Source organism: Micromonospora sp. NPDC048063, assembly GCF_043202855.1.
Taxonomy (GTDB): domain Bacteria; phylum Actinomycetota; class Actinomycetes; order Mycobacteriales; family Micromonosporaceae; genus Micromonospora.
In genome coordinates this window covers 844,318-861,754 of sequence record NZ_JBIDBG010000001.1, presented here as the reverse complement: position 1 = coordinate 861,754, position 17,437 = coordinate 844,318, and the positions used below count along the sequence as shown (strand labels likewise).

The 17,437-nt window shown below is 70.5% G+C and carries 9 protein-coding genes; 4 read left to right on the top strand and 5 right to left on the bottom strand.

The features are described from left to right. From ACGFZ2_RS03805 to ACGFZ2_RS03785, 5 genes are all read right to left on the bottom strand, one after another. Positions 1 to 882, bottom strand: coding sequence for a potassium-transporting ATPase subunit C (locus ACGFZ2_RS03805; RefSeq protein ID WP_393262076.1), 882 nt, complete (start codon positions 880 to 882; stop codon positions 1 to 3). Then, positions 882 to 3,089: a potassium-transporting ATPase subunit KdpB gene (gene kdpB / locus ACGFZ2_RS03800; RefSeq protein WP_393449858.1), complete on the bottom strand. Its 2,208-nt coding sequence runs from the start codon at positions 3,087 to 3,089 to the stop codon at positions 882 to 884. The genes ACGFZ2_RS03805 and kdpB overlap by 1 nt, the downstream gene beginning before the upstream one ends. Before the next feature lie 20 nt (positions 3,090 to 3,109). Next, positions 3,110 to 4,765: a potassium-transporting ATPase subunit KdpA gene (gene kdpA / locus ACGFZ2_RS03795; protein WP_393449855.1), complete on the bottom strand. Its 1,656-nt coding sequence runs from the start codon at positions 4,763 to 4,765 to the stop codon at positions 3,110 to 3,112. Continuing rightward, positions 4,765 to 4,854, bottom strand: coding sequence for a K(+)-transporting ATPase subunit F (gene kdpF, locus ACGFZ2_RS03790; RefSeq protein ID WP_350704204.1), 90 nt, complete (start codon positions 4,852 to 4,854; stop codon positions 4,765 to 4,767). Before kdpF ends, kdpA begins: the two co-directional genes overlap by 1 nt. Before the next feature lie 877 nt (positions 4,855 to 5,731). Further along, on the bottom strand, positions 5,732 to 6,970 hold the full coding sequence (locus ACGFZ2_RS03785; RefSeq protein WP_393450234.1) for an RNA-guided endonuclease InsQ/TnpB family protein: 1,239 nt from the start codon (positions 6,968 to 6,970) through the stop codon (positions 5,732 to 5,734). A gap of 63 nt (positions 6,971 to 7,033) precedes the next feature. On the opposite strand from ACGFZ2_RS03785, the gene ACGFZ2_RS03780 reads away from it, so the two are divergent. The 4 genes from ACGFZ2_RS03780 (at position 7,034) to ACGFZ2_RS03765 (ending at position 17,144) form a co-directional block, all read left to right on the top strand. After that, a complete protein-coding gene (locus ACGFZ2_RS03780) occupies positions 7,034 to 9,931 on the top strand; it encodes an AAA family ATPase (protein ID WP_393449852.1) in 2,898 nt (965 codons plus the stop codon). Between the two features lie 447 nt (positions 9,932 to 10,378). Beyond that, positions 10,379 to 13,537 carry a S8 family serine peptidase gene (locus ACGFZ2_RS03775; RefSeq protein ID WP_393449849.1) on the top strand — a complete coding sequence of 1,053 codons (3,159 nt, stop codon included), beginning with the start codon at positions 10,379 to 10,381 and terminating at the stop codon, positions 13,535 to 13,537. A 44-nt stretch (positions 13,538 to 13,581) separates the two neighbouring features. Further along, the gene (locus tag ACGFZ2_RS03770; RefSeq protein WP_393449846.1) at positions 13,582 to 16,017 is read left to right on the top strand and encodes a WD40/YVTN/BNR-like repeat-containing protein; all 2,436 of its coding nucleotides are present in this window, start codon (positions 13,582 to 13,584) and stop codon (positions 16,015 to 16,017) included. 374 nt (positions 16,018 to 16,391) lie between these two features. Continuing rightward, positions 16,392 to 17,144 (top strand): hypothetical protein, encoded by a 753-nt coding sequence (locus tag ACGFZ2_RS03765; protein ID WP_393449844.1) that lies wholly within the window; start codon positions 16,392 to 16,394, stop codon positions 17,142 to 17,144. The last annotated feature ends 293 nt before the right edge of the window (positions 17,145 to 17,437 follow it).

Here is a 17,437-nt window from a genome sequence, read left to right as displayed (position 1 = left end):
TCAGCGTGCCGGGAATTGTTCGTCCAACGCGAGGTTCAGCTCCAGCACGTTCACCCCGGGCGAGCCCAGGAAGCCGAGCGACCGGCCGGTGGTGTGCTCCTGGACCAGGCGCCGGACCGCCGCCGGGTCCGCGCCGCGCTCCCCCGCCACGCGCGCCACCTGGAGTTGCGCGTACGCCGGAGAGATGTGCGGGTCGAGGCCGCTGCCGCTGGCGGTGACCGCGTCGGCGGGCACCGCGGGCTCGGCGGGGGCGTCGCCCCGGATGGGGACGATGGTCGCCCCGGCGGCCCGGTGGTCCTCGCCCGGCGTGGCCGGCTCGACCGGCACACCTTCGTAGCGGGCGAGGAACGGGGTGGCGGGTGCGGTCTGGTTGACGCTGACCACCCGGGTGACCGGGCCGGTCAGCCCGTCGCGGCGGAACACCGCCAGCACGGCCCCGACCCCGTCGGTCGTGCAGTACGGGCGGCTTCCGTCGACGCCGTTCAGCTCCCCGACGGCCCTGCTGCGTGCGCAGACCTGGGTGAGCAGGCTCCGCGTGCTGTCGTCGGGGTTGGTGGCGATGGTGTCGACGATGTCCTCCGGGCCGAGGTTGCTGGCCGAGGTGGCGGTGGGGTCGTAGCCGTCGCCGGCTGCCGAGGGGCGGGACTGGAAGTAGCGCGGGACGGGGTTGCCGTCGGCGTCGGTGAACGACTGCCCGATGAGCGTGCTACCGACAGGCCGGCCGTCCACCTCGATGAGCGATCCGTCGGCCTTGTGGGCGAGGACCGGGATCCGACCGACCGCGACCAGGGCCAGCGGATAGGCCAGGCCGAGCAGGACGGTGAAGACGAGCACCGCGCGCAGCGCGGCCAGGTGCTGGGCGAGCCAAGACGGTAGGCGCATCACAAGATCCCCGGGATGAACTGGACGAGCAGGTCGATGAGCTTGATGCCGATGAACGGCACCACGATGCCGCCGAGGCCGTAGAGCAGCAGGTTGCGGCTGAGCAACTGCGACGCGGCGGCGGGCCGGTAACGGACGCCGCGCAGCGCCAGCGGGATCAGCGCGATGATGACGACCGCGTTGAAGATGACCGCGGACAGGATCGCCGACTCGGGGCTGGAGAGCCGCATGATGTTCAGCGCGTCCAGGCTCGGGTAGATGCCGGCGAACATGGCCGGGATGATCGCGAAGTACTTCGCGATGTCGTTGGCGATCGAGAAGGTCGTCAGCGCGCCGCGCGTGATCAGCAACTGCTTGCCGATCTCCACGATCTCGATGAGCTTGGTCGGGTCGGAGTCGAGGTCGACCATGTTGCCGGCCTCCTTCGCGGCCGACGTGCCGGTGTTCATCGCCACCCCGACGTCTGCCTGGGCGAGCGCGGGTGCGTCGTTGGTGCCGTCACCGGTCATCGCGACCAGCCGGCCGCCCTCCTGCTCCTTCCTGATCAAGGCGAGCTTGTCCTCCGGCGTCGCCTCGGCGAGGAAGTCGTCCACCCCGGCCTCGTCGGCGATGGCCTTCGCGGTGCGCGGGTTGTCGCCGGTGATCATGACCGTGCGGATGCCCATCCGGCGCATCTCGTCGAAGCGCTCCCGCATCCCGGCCTTGACCACGTCCTTGAGGTGGATGACGCCGAGGGCGCGGGCCGGCTGGCCGTCGAGGTGTTCGGCGACCACCAGCGGGGTGCCGCCGATGCCGCTGATCTCGTCGACGATCTGGCCGACCTGCTCGGTGGGGTGGCCGCCGTTGTCGCGGACCCACTTCATGACGGCGGCGGCGGCGCCCTTGCGGATCCGGCGCGCCGGCCCGGCGACACCGCCGTCGGCGGTCGCGTCGGGAGTCAGGTCGACGCCGCTCATCCGGGTCTGTGCGGTGAACGGCACGAAGGTGGCGTGCGGAATGAGCCCGGGTTCGCGTTGCCGTAGGCCGAACCCGTTCTTGGCCAGCACCACGATCGATCGGCCCTCGGGTGTCTCGTCGGCGAGGCTGGACAGCTGCGCCGCGTCGGCCACCGTGGCGACGTCCACCCCTTCGACGGGGACGAACTCGTCCGCCTGCCGGTTGCCGAGCGTGATGGTGCCGGTCTTGTCCAGCAGCAGAGTGTTGACGTCACCGGCCGCCTCGACGGCCCGACCGCTCATCGCGAGGACGTTGCGCTGCACGAGGCGGTCCATGCCGGCGATGCCGATCGCCGAGAGCAGCGCCCCGATGGTGGTGGGGATCAGGCAGACCAGCAGCGACACCAGCACGATCCCGCTGACGCCGGCGTCGGTGATCGCCCGCGTGTCCGGTGCGGCGGCCTGGTGGCCCATCGAGAAGATCGCGAGAGGCTGGAGGGTGACGACGGCCAGCAGGAAGATGACCGTGAGCGCGGCGAGCAGGATGTTCAGCGCGATCTCGTTCGGAGTCTTCTGCCGGTTCGCCCCCTCGACCAGGTTGATCATCCGGTCGAGGAAGCTCTCGCCCGGCTTCTGTGTGATCATCACGACGATCCGGTCGGAGAGGACCCTGGTGCCGCCGGTGACCGCGCTGCGGTCGCCCCCGGACTCCCGGATCACCGGGGCCGACTCGCCGGTGATGGCCGACTCGTCGACACTGGCGATCCCCTCGACGACGTCCCCGTCTCCGGGGATGATCTCCCCGGCCTCGACCACGACGACGTCGCCCTGCTTCAGTTGGGGTGCCGGGACGCTCTCGGTGCGACAGGTGCCGGGGGCGGCGCCCGGGGTCCAGCCGAGGGCGCGGGTGGCGACGGTGTCCGCCTTCGCCTTGCGCAGGGCGGCGGCCTGCGCCTTGCCGCGCCCCTCGGCGACCGCTTCGGCGAGGTTGGCGAAGATCACGGTCAGCCACAGCCACCCGGTGATCGCGAGGGCGAACACCGACGGGTCCGCGACGGCGAGGACGGTGGTGAACGCCGCGCCGATCTCGACGATCAGCATCACGGGGTTGCGCCACAGGGTGCGCGGGTCGAGCTTACGCAGCGCGTCGGGCAGTGATTGGACGAGCTGCCTCGGGTCGAGCAGTCCCCCGCCCCGGTCGCCCTGGGTGGCGGGTGTGCCGGAGGTGGGGGCGTCCGCCGTACCGTGCGGTGCCGGCGTGGAGGTCGTCATGTCTTTCTCTCTCATCGGTGTCACAGCCCCTCAACGAGGGGACCGAGCGCGAGCGCGGGCAGGAAGGTCAACGCCACGAGGATCACCGTGACGCCGACGACCATGCCGACGAACAGCGGCCGGTGGGTCGGCAGGGTGCCCTCGGAGGCGGGCGTCGGCTGCTGGCGGGCCAGCGAGCCGGCCAGGGCGAGCACGAGGATGATCGGCAGGAACCGGCCGAGCAGCATGCACAGCCCCAGTGCGGTGTTCCACCACGGCGTGCTCACGGTCAGGCCGGCGAACGCGGAGCCGTTGTTGTTGCTCGCCGAGGTGAACGCGTAGAGCACCTCGGACAGAGCGTGCGGGCCGGTGTTGAGCGCGGTGGAGTTGTTGCCGGTGGCGAACGCCGCCGCCGTGCCGGTCAGGACCAGCGCGGGGGTGACCAGGAAGTACAGCGACGCCAACTTGATCTCGCGGGCGCCGATCTTCTTGCCGACGTACTCCGGTGTCCGGCCGACCATCAGGCCGGCGACGAACACGGTGATCACGGCGAGGATCAGCATCCCGTAGAGGCCGGCACCGACGCCGCCGGGGGCGACCTCGCCGAGCATCATGTTGACCAGCGGCATCATGCCGCCGAGCGCGGTGTAGGAGTCGTGGAAGGAGTTCACCGCGCCGGTCGAGGTGAGCGTGGTCGCGGCGGCGAAGGTGGCCGAGTTCGACACGTCGAACCGGATCTCCTTGCCCTCCAGCGCCGCCCCGGCCGCCTGCGGCACCGTGCCGTCGCCGGCCAACTCGAAGACGTTGGTCAAGGCGATGCTCGCGACCGCCAGGACCGCCATCACGGCGGCGATCGCGTACCCCTGCCGGTTCTGCCCGACCATCCGGCCGAAGACCCGGGGCAGGCTGAACGGAATCACCAGGATCAGGAAGATCTCCAACCAGTTCGTCCAGGTGGTCGGGTTCTCGAACGGATGGGCGCTGTTGACGTTGTAGAAGCCGCCACCGTTGGTGCCCAACTCCTTGATGACCTCCTGGCTGGCCACCGGCCCGCCGGTGATGGTCTGGCTGCCACCGGTCAGGGTGGTGACCTCGGTGCCGGCGGAGAGGTTCTGCACCGCCCCGCCGATCATCAGGGCGAGGGCGCCGAGCACCGAGATCGGCAGCAGGATCCGCAGCGTGACCCGGGTCAGGTCGACCCAGAAATTGCCCAGGTCACCCGTGCGGCGGCGGGCGAACCCGCGCACCAGCGCGACGGCGACCGCGATACCGACGGCAGCGGAGACGAAGTTCTGCACCGCCAGCCCGGCCATCTGGACCAGGTGCCCCATGGCCGACTCACCCGAGTACCACTGCCAGTTGGTGTTGGTCACGAACGACACGGCCGTGTTCCACGCGCCGTGGGTCAGCACCGGGTCGAAGCCCAGCGAGAGCCACAGGTGGTCCTGCAGCCGCATGAACGCGTAGAGGAACAGGATCGAGATGGCGGAGAAGGCAAGCACGCTGCGGGCGTACACGCCCCAGGACTGCTCGGCGCCCGCGTCGACCCCGACCAGGCGGTAGATACCCCGCTCGACGCGGAAGTGCCGCCGGCCGGACACCACGCGGAACATGTGGTCGCCGAACGGCTTGTGGACGGCGACCAGCGCCACCACGAGCGAGACGATGAACAGCACGCCGGCTGTCGTCACGGCCATCAGAAGCGCTCCGGGAACAACAGGGCGACCACCAGGAACACGGCCAGGCCGATCGCCAGCACCAGACCGATGACGTTGACGGCGCTCACAGCTTCTCCACTCCCCTCACCACCAGGGCGAGAGCCGCGAACAGCCCCATCGTCAACACCACGAACACCACGTCAGACACGTCTGACTCCTCATTCCGGACCAGCTCGACACGGCCGCCATCCGGCCGCGCCGAGCAATCACAACGCCACCCGCCCCGCACCGACAGGGGCTATAACGCGACCATCACGGCGATCCGGCGTTTCTTAACGCCCTTTTCACACCACCCCTGGATCGGGTGATCCCGACCACCGTCGGCAGGGCGGATCACACCGCTTGCCCCCCAGGAAGCAGTGGTGGCAGATCCGCGGCATCGCCGCCGAGCGGCGGACCGGGCAGGGGCGACGGCGCGAAGACCCCGAACTCACCCCGACGGTCGACAAGCTCACCGAAGACCGCCAGCCGCACAGCGAGGCTCCCGGTCGGGGCATCGGATCCTGGCCGACTGCCGCCCCACCCGGAGCTTCGTCCAGTGTCGACACGGCTCCCCGCGCCTACCCTGGCGGGGCTATCACGAAAGGCCTCAGTGGACCCCAGCATCTCCCCATGCCTCGGCCCGGGCCGCTCGCCCTGCCTCGACCAGGACACCGCACGGCAGCCCGACGCGACGCGTGCCCGCCTCGTCCGCTGAACAGGCCGTACCGATCGCCGGCCCGCTGCGGCAGAATGCCAGGCAGGCGGCCCCGGCGGCGCAGGCCGGGCGGGCAGCTCCGGCCGCCCTCAGCCGCCCGATCCCTCGGGGAGGACGACCATGCCGCACCATCGCCACTCCGCCCGCCGGCAGGTCGCCGGGAGCGCGGGTTCCCCGTGTCGGGCGGCCCGACGGCCGCGCGCCTAGCTCCGGTACGCCAGGCGCTGACGGTTGACATCCTCCCCCGCCTAAAGGCGAGGGATTCCCACCCTCGCGGGTTGGGGTTCCTGGTTCACCGCAGACCGCACGGAAGGTTGCCCCTCGTGTCTGACGTCCGCTCCGCAGGCGTTTTGTGTCTCGACCAGCCCGGCCGCGACAGCGATGTTCTGGGCGGCGTTGACGTCCCGGTCATGCCGGGTGCCGCAACCCGGACACGACCAATGCCGTGTGCCGAGGGAAAGCTGGGCGAGCAGATGCCCGCACGCCGAACACGTCTTCGACGACGGGTACCAGCGATCCACGACGGCGAGGGTGCGGCCGTCGCGGTGCGCCTTGTAGGTCAGCAGGGTGCGGAACTCGGCCCAGCCGGTACGGGCGATCGCTTTGGCCAGGCAGCGGTTGCGGACCATGTTCGCCACCGCCAGGTCCTCCACCGCGATGGCGGCGAACCGGCGCACCAGGGCGGTGGACTGCTGGTGGAGGAAGTCCCGACGGGCGTCTCGTACCCGCGAATGCGCCCGCGCCACCCTTTGCCTGGCTTTGGCGCGGTTGGCGGAGCCCTTCTGCCGGCGGGCCATCATCCGCTGGTACCGCTTGAGTCGGCGCTCGCGCCGCTCCATGTGCCTCGGATGCGGAATACGCTCGCCGGTGGACAACACCGCAAAATCGGTCAGGCCGAGGTCCACCCCCACCGCCCCGTCCGTCGGTTCGGGTGCGACGGGTGCCTCGACGTCGACGGCGAAGGTCACGAACCAGCGGCCGTCCGGGTCACGCGACACCGTCACCATCGTCGGATCCAGCCCCGCCGGGTCCACGTCTGGCCAGGACCACACGAACCGCAGCACACCCGGAGTCTTTCCCAGCGACAGGTTCCCGCCGCGCAGCCGGAACGCCGACCGGGTGTAGGAGGCCGACTGGCGGCCGTGCCGCGACTTGTACCGCGGGTACCGGGCTCGTTTCTGGAAGAAGGCAGTCATGGCGGTGTGCTGGTGCCGCAGGGTCTGCTGCAACGGCACCGACGACACCTCACCCAGAAACGCCAGATCGGGCCGCCTCTTCATCTCGGTCAGCGCCCGATCCGTCTGGGCGTACGAGGTCGCTCTGCCCTCAGCGTGGTAACGAGCATGACGGGCGGCGAGAGTGCGGTTCCAGACGACACGTACACACCCGAACGTGCGGTTCAGCACCGCCGCCTGCTCCGGCGTCGGATACGCCCGACACCTGTACGCCGTCCGCGCACGACCAGTCCTACCACAAGGGACAGTCATGGTTGACGACGCGTCCGCCATTCCTCCCCGCCCGGAAGGACGGGGCATCCTGGCGGTGATCCGGTGACGGGGATCCCGGTCGCGCGGCCTGGGCCGGCCCCTGGCCAGCGGCGGATCTCCTCCCCCAGGCTCATCGGGCGCATCCGGGAGCTCGATCTGCTGGTGTCGACCCTGGCGACGCCGCCCGCCGCGGTGGTGCTGGAGGGAGAGGCGGGAGCCGGCAAGACCCGGCTGATCACCGAGGTACGAGCCCGGCCTGAGCTTGCGGGACTGAGGTTCGTGCTCGGGGCGAGCCGGCGGATTCGCGAGCCGTTCCCGTTGGGCCCCATCATCGACGCGGTCCGCGGGCTCGACACGGAGCTGGCGGAAACCCGGCTGTCCCCGCTGGCCGGCGCGCTCCGGCCGTTGCTGCCCGAGCTCGCCGAGGCACTGCCACCGGCGCCCGAGCCACTGGCCGACCCGGCCGCCGAGCGCCATCGGGTGTTCCGTGCGCTGGCGGAGGTGCTGGGGTCGGTGGGTCCGGTGGTGCTGGTCCTGGAGGATCTGCACTGGGCCGACGAGCAGACCCTCGACTTCACGAGCTACCTGCTGGGCGATCTGCCAGCACAGCTGTCGGTGCTGCTGACGTTCCGCAGCGAGGAGGCGGCCCCGGGCGTACGGGCGTTGACCGCACGGTTGCCGGCGTCGACGAGACACGCGCAGGTCGTGCTCGCCCCGCTGGACGCGGGGCAGACCGGTGCGCTGGCTGCGGCCATCCTCGGGCTGGCCCGGGTCTCCGAGGAGTTCGCCGACTACCTGTGCGAGTGGGCCTCCGGGCTGCCGTTCGCGATCGAGGAGCTGCTCGCGTTGCTGCAGGCGAACGGCCAACTGGTCCGCCGGAACGGCGGCTGGGCACGCCGGGAGCTGGGTGAACTCAACGTGCCCACCGGAGTCCGTGACCAGGTGCTCGAACGCGTGGCGCACCTGTCCGACGAGGCCAGGGCGGTTGTCGAGGCGGCTGCCGTGTTGCACACGTCCGCACCGATGTCGGTGGTGGTGGCGACCTGCCGGATACCGGCGGCCCGGGCGTTGCCGGGTCTGGAGGAGGCGCTGGAGTCGGGCCTGCTCGTCGAGCATGGCGAGTTGGTGGGGTTCCGGCACGTGCTGGCCGCGCAGGCGGTGGAGGAGGCGTTGCCCGGCCCGCGCCGGCAGCAGCTGCACGGCCGGGCGGCGGCCGCGCTCGGCGCGCTCGATCCGATACCGCTGGGGCAGCGGGCACACCACCTTCGCCACGCTCGCCTGCTGGAGGAGTGGGTACGCGCGGCCGAGCAGGCGGCGGACCAGGCGGCGGCGCTGCGGCACGACGCGGAGGCGGTCCGGCTGCTCGAAGACGTCGTACGCCATGGGCCGTTGTCCTCACAGGAGCGCGCGCGGCTGGCGGTGAAGCTGGGCTGGGCCGCCCTTGAAATGGTGCGTACGCACGAGGTCGTCGACCTGCTCTGGGCGGTGCTCAACGAGAACGGGGCGCCAGCGACGCAGGGGGAGCTGCGGTTCCTGCTGGCCTCGGCGCTCAACGTGGCTGGCGAGGATCCATCGGTGCAGCGCACGTTGTTCGCCACCGCCATCGAGCAGCTGCCGAGCCGGCCGGACCTGCGAGTGCGAGCGACAGTCGCGGTCGGGTTGCTGACCGCGTCCATCGGCACGGTCACCCGGGGTCGAGACTGGCTCTACCGCGCGCTGGAGCTCCTCGCGGAGGTCCACGACCCGATGGTCGGCGTGTTCGTGCTGGGCAAGGTCGGGATGGGGCTGGTGACCCTCGGCGACCCCCGCTGGCGGCAGGTGCTCGACCGCATCGAAGCTGCCACCGGAAGCTCACCCCGGTCGCTGGCCGAGGTCAACGCGTACTTTTCGGTCGGCACCCAGTGTTGCTACTTCGGGCACCACGAGGTCGGGCAGCGGCTGCTGACGAATGCCCTGACGGGAGCGGTCAGGTGCGGCAGCCGCCGGCTGGAGCTGCTCACCCGCTCCGCGCTGGTCCTGCTGCACTATCTCCGGGGCACCTGGGAAGCGCTGAGCGACGGCACCGACGCCCTGCTCGACGCCCTGTCCGACTACCCGCTCGGCCGGATCGAAGCCGAGCTGGCGCTCGGTGGCCTGGCTCTCGGTCGCGGCCAGCTCGACGACGCCCAACACCGACTCGCCAGTGCCCGGCAACTGGCCGAGGATCTGGGTCTGGTGGAGTCGCTGGCGTTCCCGGCGAGCGGTCTGGCCCGCATCGCGCTCGCCCGGGGGGACGTCGACGCCGCGTTGACCGCGACGCAACGATGTCTCACCATGTTGACCGGCAAGGAGGCGTGGGCGGCTGCGGCACCGGTGCTGCCGGCCGCCACCGAGGCACTGGTCGCCGCGGGCCAGCTGACCGACGCCGACGTCCTGCTGACCGACTACGAACACCGGCTGGGTGACCTGGACGTCTCCATCGCCCCGGCCGTTCTCCAACACGCCAGGGGCCTGCTGGAGACGGCTGCCGGCCACCCGCCGCGAGCGGCCCGCCACCTCGTCGAGGCGGCTCACCGCTACGACCGGCTGCCCTATCCCTACCAGGCGGCCCAGGCACGGGAGCTGGCGGCGTTGGCGCTGCTCGGTGCGGGTGACCACGAGGCCGGTGCCGCCGAGCTGTCGGCGGCCCTGGCCACGTATCAGCGCCTGGGCGCCACCTGGGACTACGCCCGCGCGATCGGCGCGGCTCGGCAACGCGGCCTGTCGCTGCCCGGTCGCCGCCGGACCGGGCGGCCCAGCTACGGCAACGAGCTGTCACCGCGGGAGCGGGAGGTGGCCGAGCTGGCCGCCGCGGGTCGCACGAACAAGGAGATCGCCGCGGAGCTGTTCCTCTCCGTGTACACGGTCGAGCAGCACATCACGTCCGTACTGCGGAAGCTGCACATCCGTTCCCGAGCGGCCATCGCGAGCCGGTTGAGCTGAGTGGCAAGCCGTTAGTTGCCGGGTTTCCGGGATTGTTCCCGTGCTGCCTCGCGGCCAGGCTGCTGCCATGCATCATCCTGAGCCCGACGAGACCCCTGGACCGTCCGGGTCTCCCAGCGAACCAGCGTCACCTGCCGGTGCGGTACGGCCGGCTGCGGGCGCACCGTCGAGCCCGGCCGAAGACGAGAACGCACCGGCGGGCGAGACGGCGGAGGGGACCCGGCACGAGGGCGGATGGCGGTCGGTATGAGCCCTTCCGCCGCTACGGACTCAGGCCCGACAAGGGACAGCGGGCGAGACCGCACCGCGAGGACAGAGGAGAGTTCCTTGAATGGATTGGCGACGGGTTCCCCGACGCTCGTGAGCGCCCCTCGGCGGCGAAGGCTCCGACTGGGTGCCGTCCTGGTCACGGCCGTGCTGCTCGTCCTGGGGATGCCAGGAACGGCGGTGGCCGCACCCACCCGGACGGCATCGGTCGAGCCGGCGCTGCACACCACACTTGCCGCGGACGGTACCGCCACCTTCTGGGTGTACCTGCGGGACCGGGCCGACCTTTCCGGCGCAGCCAGGATCACTGACCGCGCCGCGCAGGGCCGGTTCGTGTACGAGAGGCTGACCGGCACCGCCAGGGCCAGCCAGGCTGGTCTGGTGGCGATGCTGAAGGCCGCGGGAGCGAGCCACCAGCCGTACTGGATCGCCAACACGGTTCGGGTGACCGGCGACGCGGCGCTGCTGAAGCGGATCGCCGCCCGCCCAGAGGTCACCCAGATCACCGCCGACCAGGTCTACCAGCTCCCCACGCCGGAAGCAGCCGGCGAGGAATCGCAGATCACGGCCGTCGAGTGGAACATCAGCCGGGTCAACGCCCCGCAGGTGTGGCAGCAGTACGCGGTGACCGGTGAGGACATCGTGATCGGCAGCATCGACACGGGGGTGCGGTACAACCACCCGGCGCTGGTGAAGCAGTACCGGGGCAACCTGGGCAACGGCGCGTTCGACCACAACTACAACTGGTGGGACCCGTCGAGCGTGTGCGGCGCGCCGTCGTTGGTGCCGTGCGACAACAACAACCACGGCACCCACACCGTGGGCACCATGGTCGGCAACGATGGCGGGGCCAACCAGATCGGGGTGGCGCCCGGGGCGAAGTGGATGGCCGCGAAGGGCTGCGAGTCCAACTCCTGCACGTCCTCCGCGCTGCTGTCCAGCGGCCAGTTCATGCTCGCCCCCACCGACCTGCGTGGAAAGAACCCGAACCCGGCGCTCCGCCCGCACATCATCAACAACTCCTGGGGTGGCGGCGCCACCACCTCCCCCTGGTACCAGCCCACTGTCCAGGCCTGGGTGGCGGCCGGGATCTTCCCCCAGTTCTCCAGCGGCAATCCGGGGTCAGCGTGTGGGCAGGCGGGCAACCCCGGCAACCTGCCCGAGGCGTACTCGGCCGGTGCGTTCGACGTCAACGGCGCCCTGTACGTCAACTCCGGCCGCGGCCCCTCGGCTTGGGGCGCTGACCAGGTGAAACCGAACATTTCCGCCCCGGGTGTCGCGGTACGCTCGGCCTTCGCCAATGGCGGATACGGCGCGCTCACCGGCACGTCGATGGCTTCCCCGCACGTGGCGGGCGTGGTCGCGCTGCTCTGGTCCGCCGCGCCCGCGCTGGAGCGCGACATCGCCGCCACCCGGTCCATCCTGGACGGCTCCGCCGTGGACACCGCGGATCTCACCTGTGGCGGTACCAGCGGCAACAACAACGTGTGGGGCCAGGGCAAGCTGGACGCCCTCGCCGCCGTCACCCAGGCGCCGCGTCCGGCGAAGGGACAGCTGACCGGCACGGTGCTCGCCGCCCCCACCAACACGCCGATCGCCGGTGCCACCATCACCATCGCCGGGTCGGTGAACCGGACCCGTACCACGGGGCCGGACGGCCGGTACGCGATCACCCTGCCCGCCGGCAGCTACACCGTGACCGCCTCGGCGTTCGGATACCAGGCGGCGAGCGGCCCGGCGACCGTCGTCGAGGGCGGCACCGCCGCCCGGGACTTCGCCCTGGTACCACCGGACGGACGACAACTGAGCGTGGCACCCCGCTCGCTGGACTTCGGCGTGACGAAGATCGGCGACACGGCCGGGCCGTTGACGGCGACGCTGACCGGCACCGGCGCCGAACCGGTGACGGTCAGCGCGATCACCGAGCCGGGCGGCGGGTTCGCGCAGTCCGGCGGCACGTGTGGCGCGCTACCGGTCACGCTCTCGCACCTGCGGAGCTGCACCGTGGCGTACACGTTCACGCCCACCGTTGAAGAGCCGGCGACGGCGACGGTGACGGTGACCAGCGACGCGGTCGACGGTCCGCACGCGATCACTCTGGAGGGCACCGCCATCCGGGTCCCGCTGCGGGTCGACGCCGCGACGTTGGCGGCCGGTGAGAACGTGCTCTTCTCCGGGTTGGTCGATCCCGCCGGCCGGTACGCGTACTTCGGTACGCAGACGTCGCCGGGTCGGGTGGTGAAGGTCGACCTGGGCACCTTCCAGCGGGTGGGTGCGATCACGCTGGCCGAGGGTGAGAACTACCTCAACTCGGCGGTGATCGACCCGGCCGGCAGGTACGCCTACCTCGGCACGGGCACCGCACCCGGGCGCATCGTGAAGATCGACCTGGCCACCTTCCAGCGGGTCGGCACGATCACGCTCGACAGCGGCGAGAACTACCTGCGGTCGGCGGTGATCGACCCGGCGGGGGCATACGCCTACTTCGGCACCGGCACCGCGCCGGGACGGGTGGTCAAGATCGACCTGAACACCTTCCAGCGGGTGGACGCGGCCACGCTGAGCAGCGGCGTGGACAACCTGCGCTCCGCCGTGATCGACCCGGCGGGGGCATACGCCTACTTCGGCACCGGCACCGCGCCCGGGCTCGTGGTGAAGCTCGACCTGACGACGATGGCGGAGGTCGGGGTGATCGCGATGGTGAGCGAGAGCCTCTTCTACTCGGCGGTGATCGACCCGATGGGCAGGTACGCCTACTTCGGCACCGGCACGTCACCGGGACGCATCGTGAAGATCGACCTGGCCGGCTTCCAGCGGGTCGAGGCGATCGAACTCGCGACCGGCGAGAACTCGCTGCTGACGGCGGCGATCGACCCGGCCGGTCGGTACGCCTACTTCGGCACCGGCACCGCACCCGGCGGCGTCGTGAAGATCGAGCTCGCCGGCTTCCAGCGGGTCGGCGCGGCCACGCTGGCCGAGGGCGAGAACTCGCTGCTGTCCGCGGTGATCGACCCGCAGGGTGGCTTCGTCTATCTCGGCACGGTGAGCTCGCCGGGTCGGGTGGTGAAGGTGAAGGTCGACACGGCGATCCAGCTCAGCGCCGCGGCACACCGGGTGCGAGGGAACGCCGTCGTGAATCTGGCCTGGGACGGAGCTACCTCGACCGACGTCGACGTCTTCCGCGACGGCACGCTCGTCGCCACGGTGCCCAACAACGGCACGTACGCCGACGCCGTCGACGGCTCAGGCGCCGTCACGTACACCTACCGGGTGTGCCACGCCGGCACGCTGAAGTGCTCGAACAGGACCACCGTGCGGTTCGCAGGCCAGCAGGGATGACCGGTCACGTCGGCGCCCACCCCCAACGAAGGAGACAACGAGTCATGAGTACGAGTCGACTGCGACGTGCTCTGGGTGCCCTGCTGGCGCTCGGCCTCACCGGCGGCACGGTGCTGGCAGCCAGCACGGCCGCCGCCGATACGGCAGCCAGCGACAGCCAGTGGACGGACAGCTCGGGTCTGACCGCGGACGCGTACGGACACCACCCGGACGGCGCTACCGTGACGCCCACGGCGGGCGAGACCGCTTCCGCGGTGACGTCCACGGCGGCGGCCTGGTCGCTGCTCGGGCCGCCCGGTGGCGACATCTACGACACCGCTGTGTCCCCTGCGGATCCGAAAATGGTGCTGGCCGGCTACGCACCGGGCGGTGGATACAACGGAGGTCTGTACCGCTCCGGCGATGGCGGCGCCACCTGGTCCGAGGTGCCGGCGCTGCGCGGCAGGAGCGTCTTCGCCATCGAGTTCACCGCTGGCGGAACGGCCTACGTCGGCACCCAGGACGGCGTGTGGCGCAGCAACGACGGTGGCCTGACCTGGGTCGCCGGCAACCTCAACATCGGCCTCAACGACCAGGTCCTGAGCGTCGCGGTCGACCCGGTCAACCCGTCGGTGCTGTGGGCCGGGATCGCCAATGCCCTGGGCTCCCAGAAGGTCAACCTCATGCGATCGGCCGACGGCGGCGTGACCTGGACCAACCGGACCCCGGCGATGGGTGCCGCGCTGTCCGGCAGGGCGATCGCGATCGACCCGAACGACCCGAACACGGTGATCGTCGCGTTCGACGCCGGCCAGGTGTGGGTCACCCGGGACAGCGGGGTCACCTGGACGAAACGCTCCGCCGGCCTTCCCACCAGCCCGTTGTTCGACATCGGGTACGACGGAACGCGGCTGCTTGTCGGTGGCGGCCAGCTCTTCTCGAACCAGTACCTCGGTCTCTACCAGTCGACCGACCTCGGTGTGACCTGGACCCCACTGCACAACAGCAGCTGGCCGACTCCGGTGGTCCACGGCATCGCCGTGGATCCGCACGACCGGGACACGATCCTGGTGACCACGGCCGGTACCGGTGTCCACCGCACCACCGACGGCGGCGCGACCTGGGAGATCAGTGTCGGCGGCACCAACACCCTGACCGGGCGGTCGATCCGCTTCGCGCCCGGCAACTCGCGGCAGGTCATCCTCGGAACCGACGCGGTGGCTGTCTTCCGCTCCACCGACGGCGGCACGTCGTTCGCCCAGTCGTCGAACGGCATCGCCGAGATCGACCTCCGCTCCATCCACGTCAACCCGCGTGACCCGGACGAGATCGCGATCGCCTTTCAGGGACAGAACACCGGCGGTGTCTACTCCACCGTCGACGGTGGTGCCAACTGGAAGCGGGAGCCGCTGCCGCCGACCCGGTACGGCACCGTCCGATTCGCCCCGGACGGCACGCTCCACGCCCTCTCCAACGGCCCCTCGACAGTGGCCCAGGAGGGGCTCTACCGGCGCGGAGGTGACGGGAACTGGACCGTACTCGGCCCCGACCAGGGGGCCTACTACGAGTCCGACCTCACGACGATCCGGTTCAGCCGCACCAACCCGGACCTGATCCTCCTCACCGGCGCCGACTTCGGGTACGCCGGCACCGAGGCCACGATCTGGCGCACGCTGGACCGCGGCCAGACCTGGACCAAGGTCCACGAGGGAACGTCCGGCCAGGCGGCGCTCGACGTCGAGATCGTGGAGAACGGCACCGACCAGGAAATGATCGCCTCGATCAACGACCGGAGCGGCGCCTACGCCAGCAGCGTCCTGCGCTCGGAAGACGGCGGCACGTCGTGGTTCACGTCGATGATCGGCCTGTCCGGAAGGTACATGAATCCATACCTGTGCGCGTCGTCCCACGACCCGCGCGTCGTCTACCTGGCGGCCTGGTTGGCCTCCAGTTCCACCGGCGTGTACCGCAGCCTGGACGGCGGCGTCACATGGGAATCCACCGGCTGGACGAGCAACGCCACCGTTGCCGACCTGGCCTGTGACCCGGCCGACGGGCGGACGCTGTACATGTCGCTGAACACCGACCCCCGGGTCGTCCGCTCCGCGGACGCCGGCACCACGTTCTCCCCGTTCGACAGTGGCATCGAATCGGTACGGCAACCTCGGACGCTGACCTTCGCCGGTCCGTCCCGCCTGCTGCTGGCGACCGCGAAGGGAAGCTACGCGACCAACCTCGACCGCGACATCATCACCGTCGGCACCTCGGTACGCCGGGACAGGGGCCAACTCGCGGTGGATCTGACCTGGCAGGGGGCAACCTCCGTCGACGTCGACATCTACCGCGACGACACGCTGGTCGGCACGGTGCCGAACGATGGCGCCCACACCGATCCCCTCGACGTCCAAGGCCGCGGCACCGCTACGTACCAGGTGTGCCGGGCGGACAGTTCGACCTGCTCAGCCAGGACGACGGTGACGTACGGCGGGCCACCGGTCTGAGCCGTCCGGGTCGCGAACAACCGCGTGGTGATGGCCAGTGCGGGCCATCACCACGCGGGGCGGCCATGACCCAACTGTGACCTGCATAGATGAGAAGCCGCAGGAGGGCGGGCGCAGTTGAGCGCCGTCACGTGCTGTTGGTTGCGGTTCGACGCCGTTCAGCGCACCCGACTGCTCCCCACGTGCTCCCCGATCCACGGCGCGACAGCGGCGTCGCCCGGCGCCTCGGGCACTTCGCTGCGGCACGTCTCCGAGGAGAAGCACCGAGGTTGACGTCTACTCGGTGACCGGTGCGCTGAGACACAGCGCGCCCAGCCGGCGGCACGGGCGAATGCGGCTGTCCGCCGGAGAGAGGCCACGACTACGGTGATGCTGTGGCGGTGTGGGAGCTCTGGCGGCAGGACGACAACGGCAACCGGGTCCGGATGGGCACCTTCGCTGACCGAATCGAGGCGCTGGCCAAGGTCCTGGCGCTGGAGTCGGGTGTGGCGCACAAGCAGACCTACTGGGTCGACGGGCCACCCGGGCCGGTCTGCCGCACAGACCGCGACCTGTACCGGCGCCTTGTCCGGGATGGCGAACGCATGAACGCGGCCGCGCTTGGTTTGGACGTGTTCCTGCGTTCGTGGTGGCGGGTAGCCCGGCCGCTGTCGGGTCGGGTCTCGCTGGACCTGGACACGGTTGCCGCGATGGTCGTGGCGGCGGGCATGGTCGAGCCGGCGCCACCGCAGGCCTCCTGGCGTTCCGCCTCGTTTCGCTACACGGACGAGCCGACATCGTATGCCGACTGGGAAGCCATCGTGCTGTCTCAGATCGCGGACCTGGCCGACTTCGCCGATCAGGGACCCCTGGACGAGTACGCCCGGTTCGGCATTGACGCCCCCCGCACGACGGGATGTGTGCGAGCCACGGGCATCCGCTGGTACAACTTCGATCCGCAGGCGTACCTGGAATGCGGGATGGCCGGGGCACTGGGCGGCTGGAGCGAAGACGACGGCCTACGGAAACAAGTTCCTGGCCCCGTCGTGCCGTTGGTGAACGAACCGGAGCCGGGCGAGCACACCATCGGCTTCCTCGGCTGGGCCGATCTCGCAGAACTGGCCCGGTGCGGGCAGGAGTACGAGTAGCACCACCGCGGCCGAGGGGTTGGCAGCCGATGCTGCTCGACGTCAGAAAACCGTTTGAGGCTTCCTTCCGCGTTCCCTTAGGTTGCCTGCGGCCCGTCGCTGTGAGGACAGAGGACAAAACGCGTGACCCCGCCTGCTCTTTAGACCTGACACCTTCTTCCGCTCACCTGTAGCCGACGCTCCCGTCGGTTCTGCCGGGCTGCCCTTGTGCGCCCGGAAATTGCAGCGTTGAGGCCGCGCGTAATCGGCCTCGTGTCAGGTCTAGAGAGATCAGGTCTAGAGAGATCATGTCT

What these genes read in the sequence shown, in the direction of transcription:
- kdpA (WP_393449855.1), bottom strand. Translation starts at nt 4,765, where the DNA reads ATGGCCGTGACGACAGCCGGCGTGCTGTTCATCGTCTCGCTCGTGGTG.
- kdpB (WP_393449858.1), bottom strand. Translation starts at nt 3,089, where the DNA reads ATGACGACCTCCACGCCGGCACCGCACGGTACGGCGGACGCCCCCACC.
- ACGFZ2_RS03785 (WP_393450234.1), bottom strand. Translation starts at nt 6,970, where the DNA reads ATGACTGTCCCTTGTGGTAGGACTGGTCGTGCGCGGACGGCGTACAGG.
- ACGFZ2_RS03770 (WP_393449846.1), top strand. Translation starts at nt 13,582, where the DNA reads ATGAGTACGAGTCGACTGCGACGTGCTCTGGGTGCCCTGCTGGCGCTC.
- ACGFZ2_RS03805 (WP_393262076.1), bottom strand. Translation starts at nt 882, where the DNA reads ATGCGCCTACCGTCTTGGCTCGCCCAGCACCTGGCCGCGCTGCGCGCG.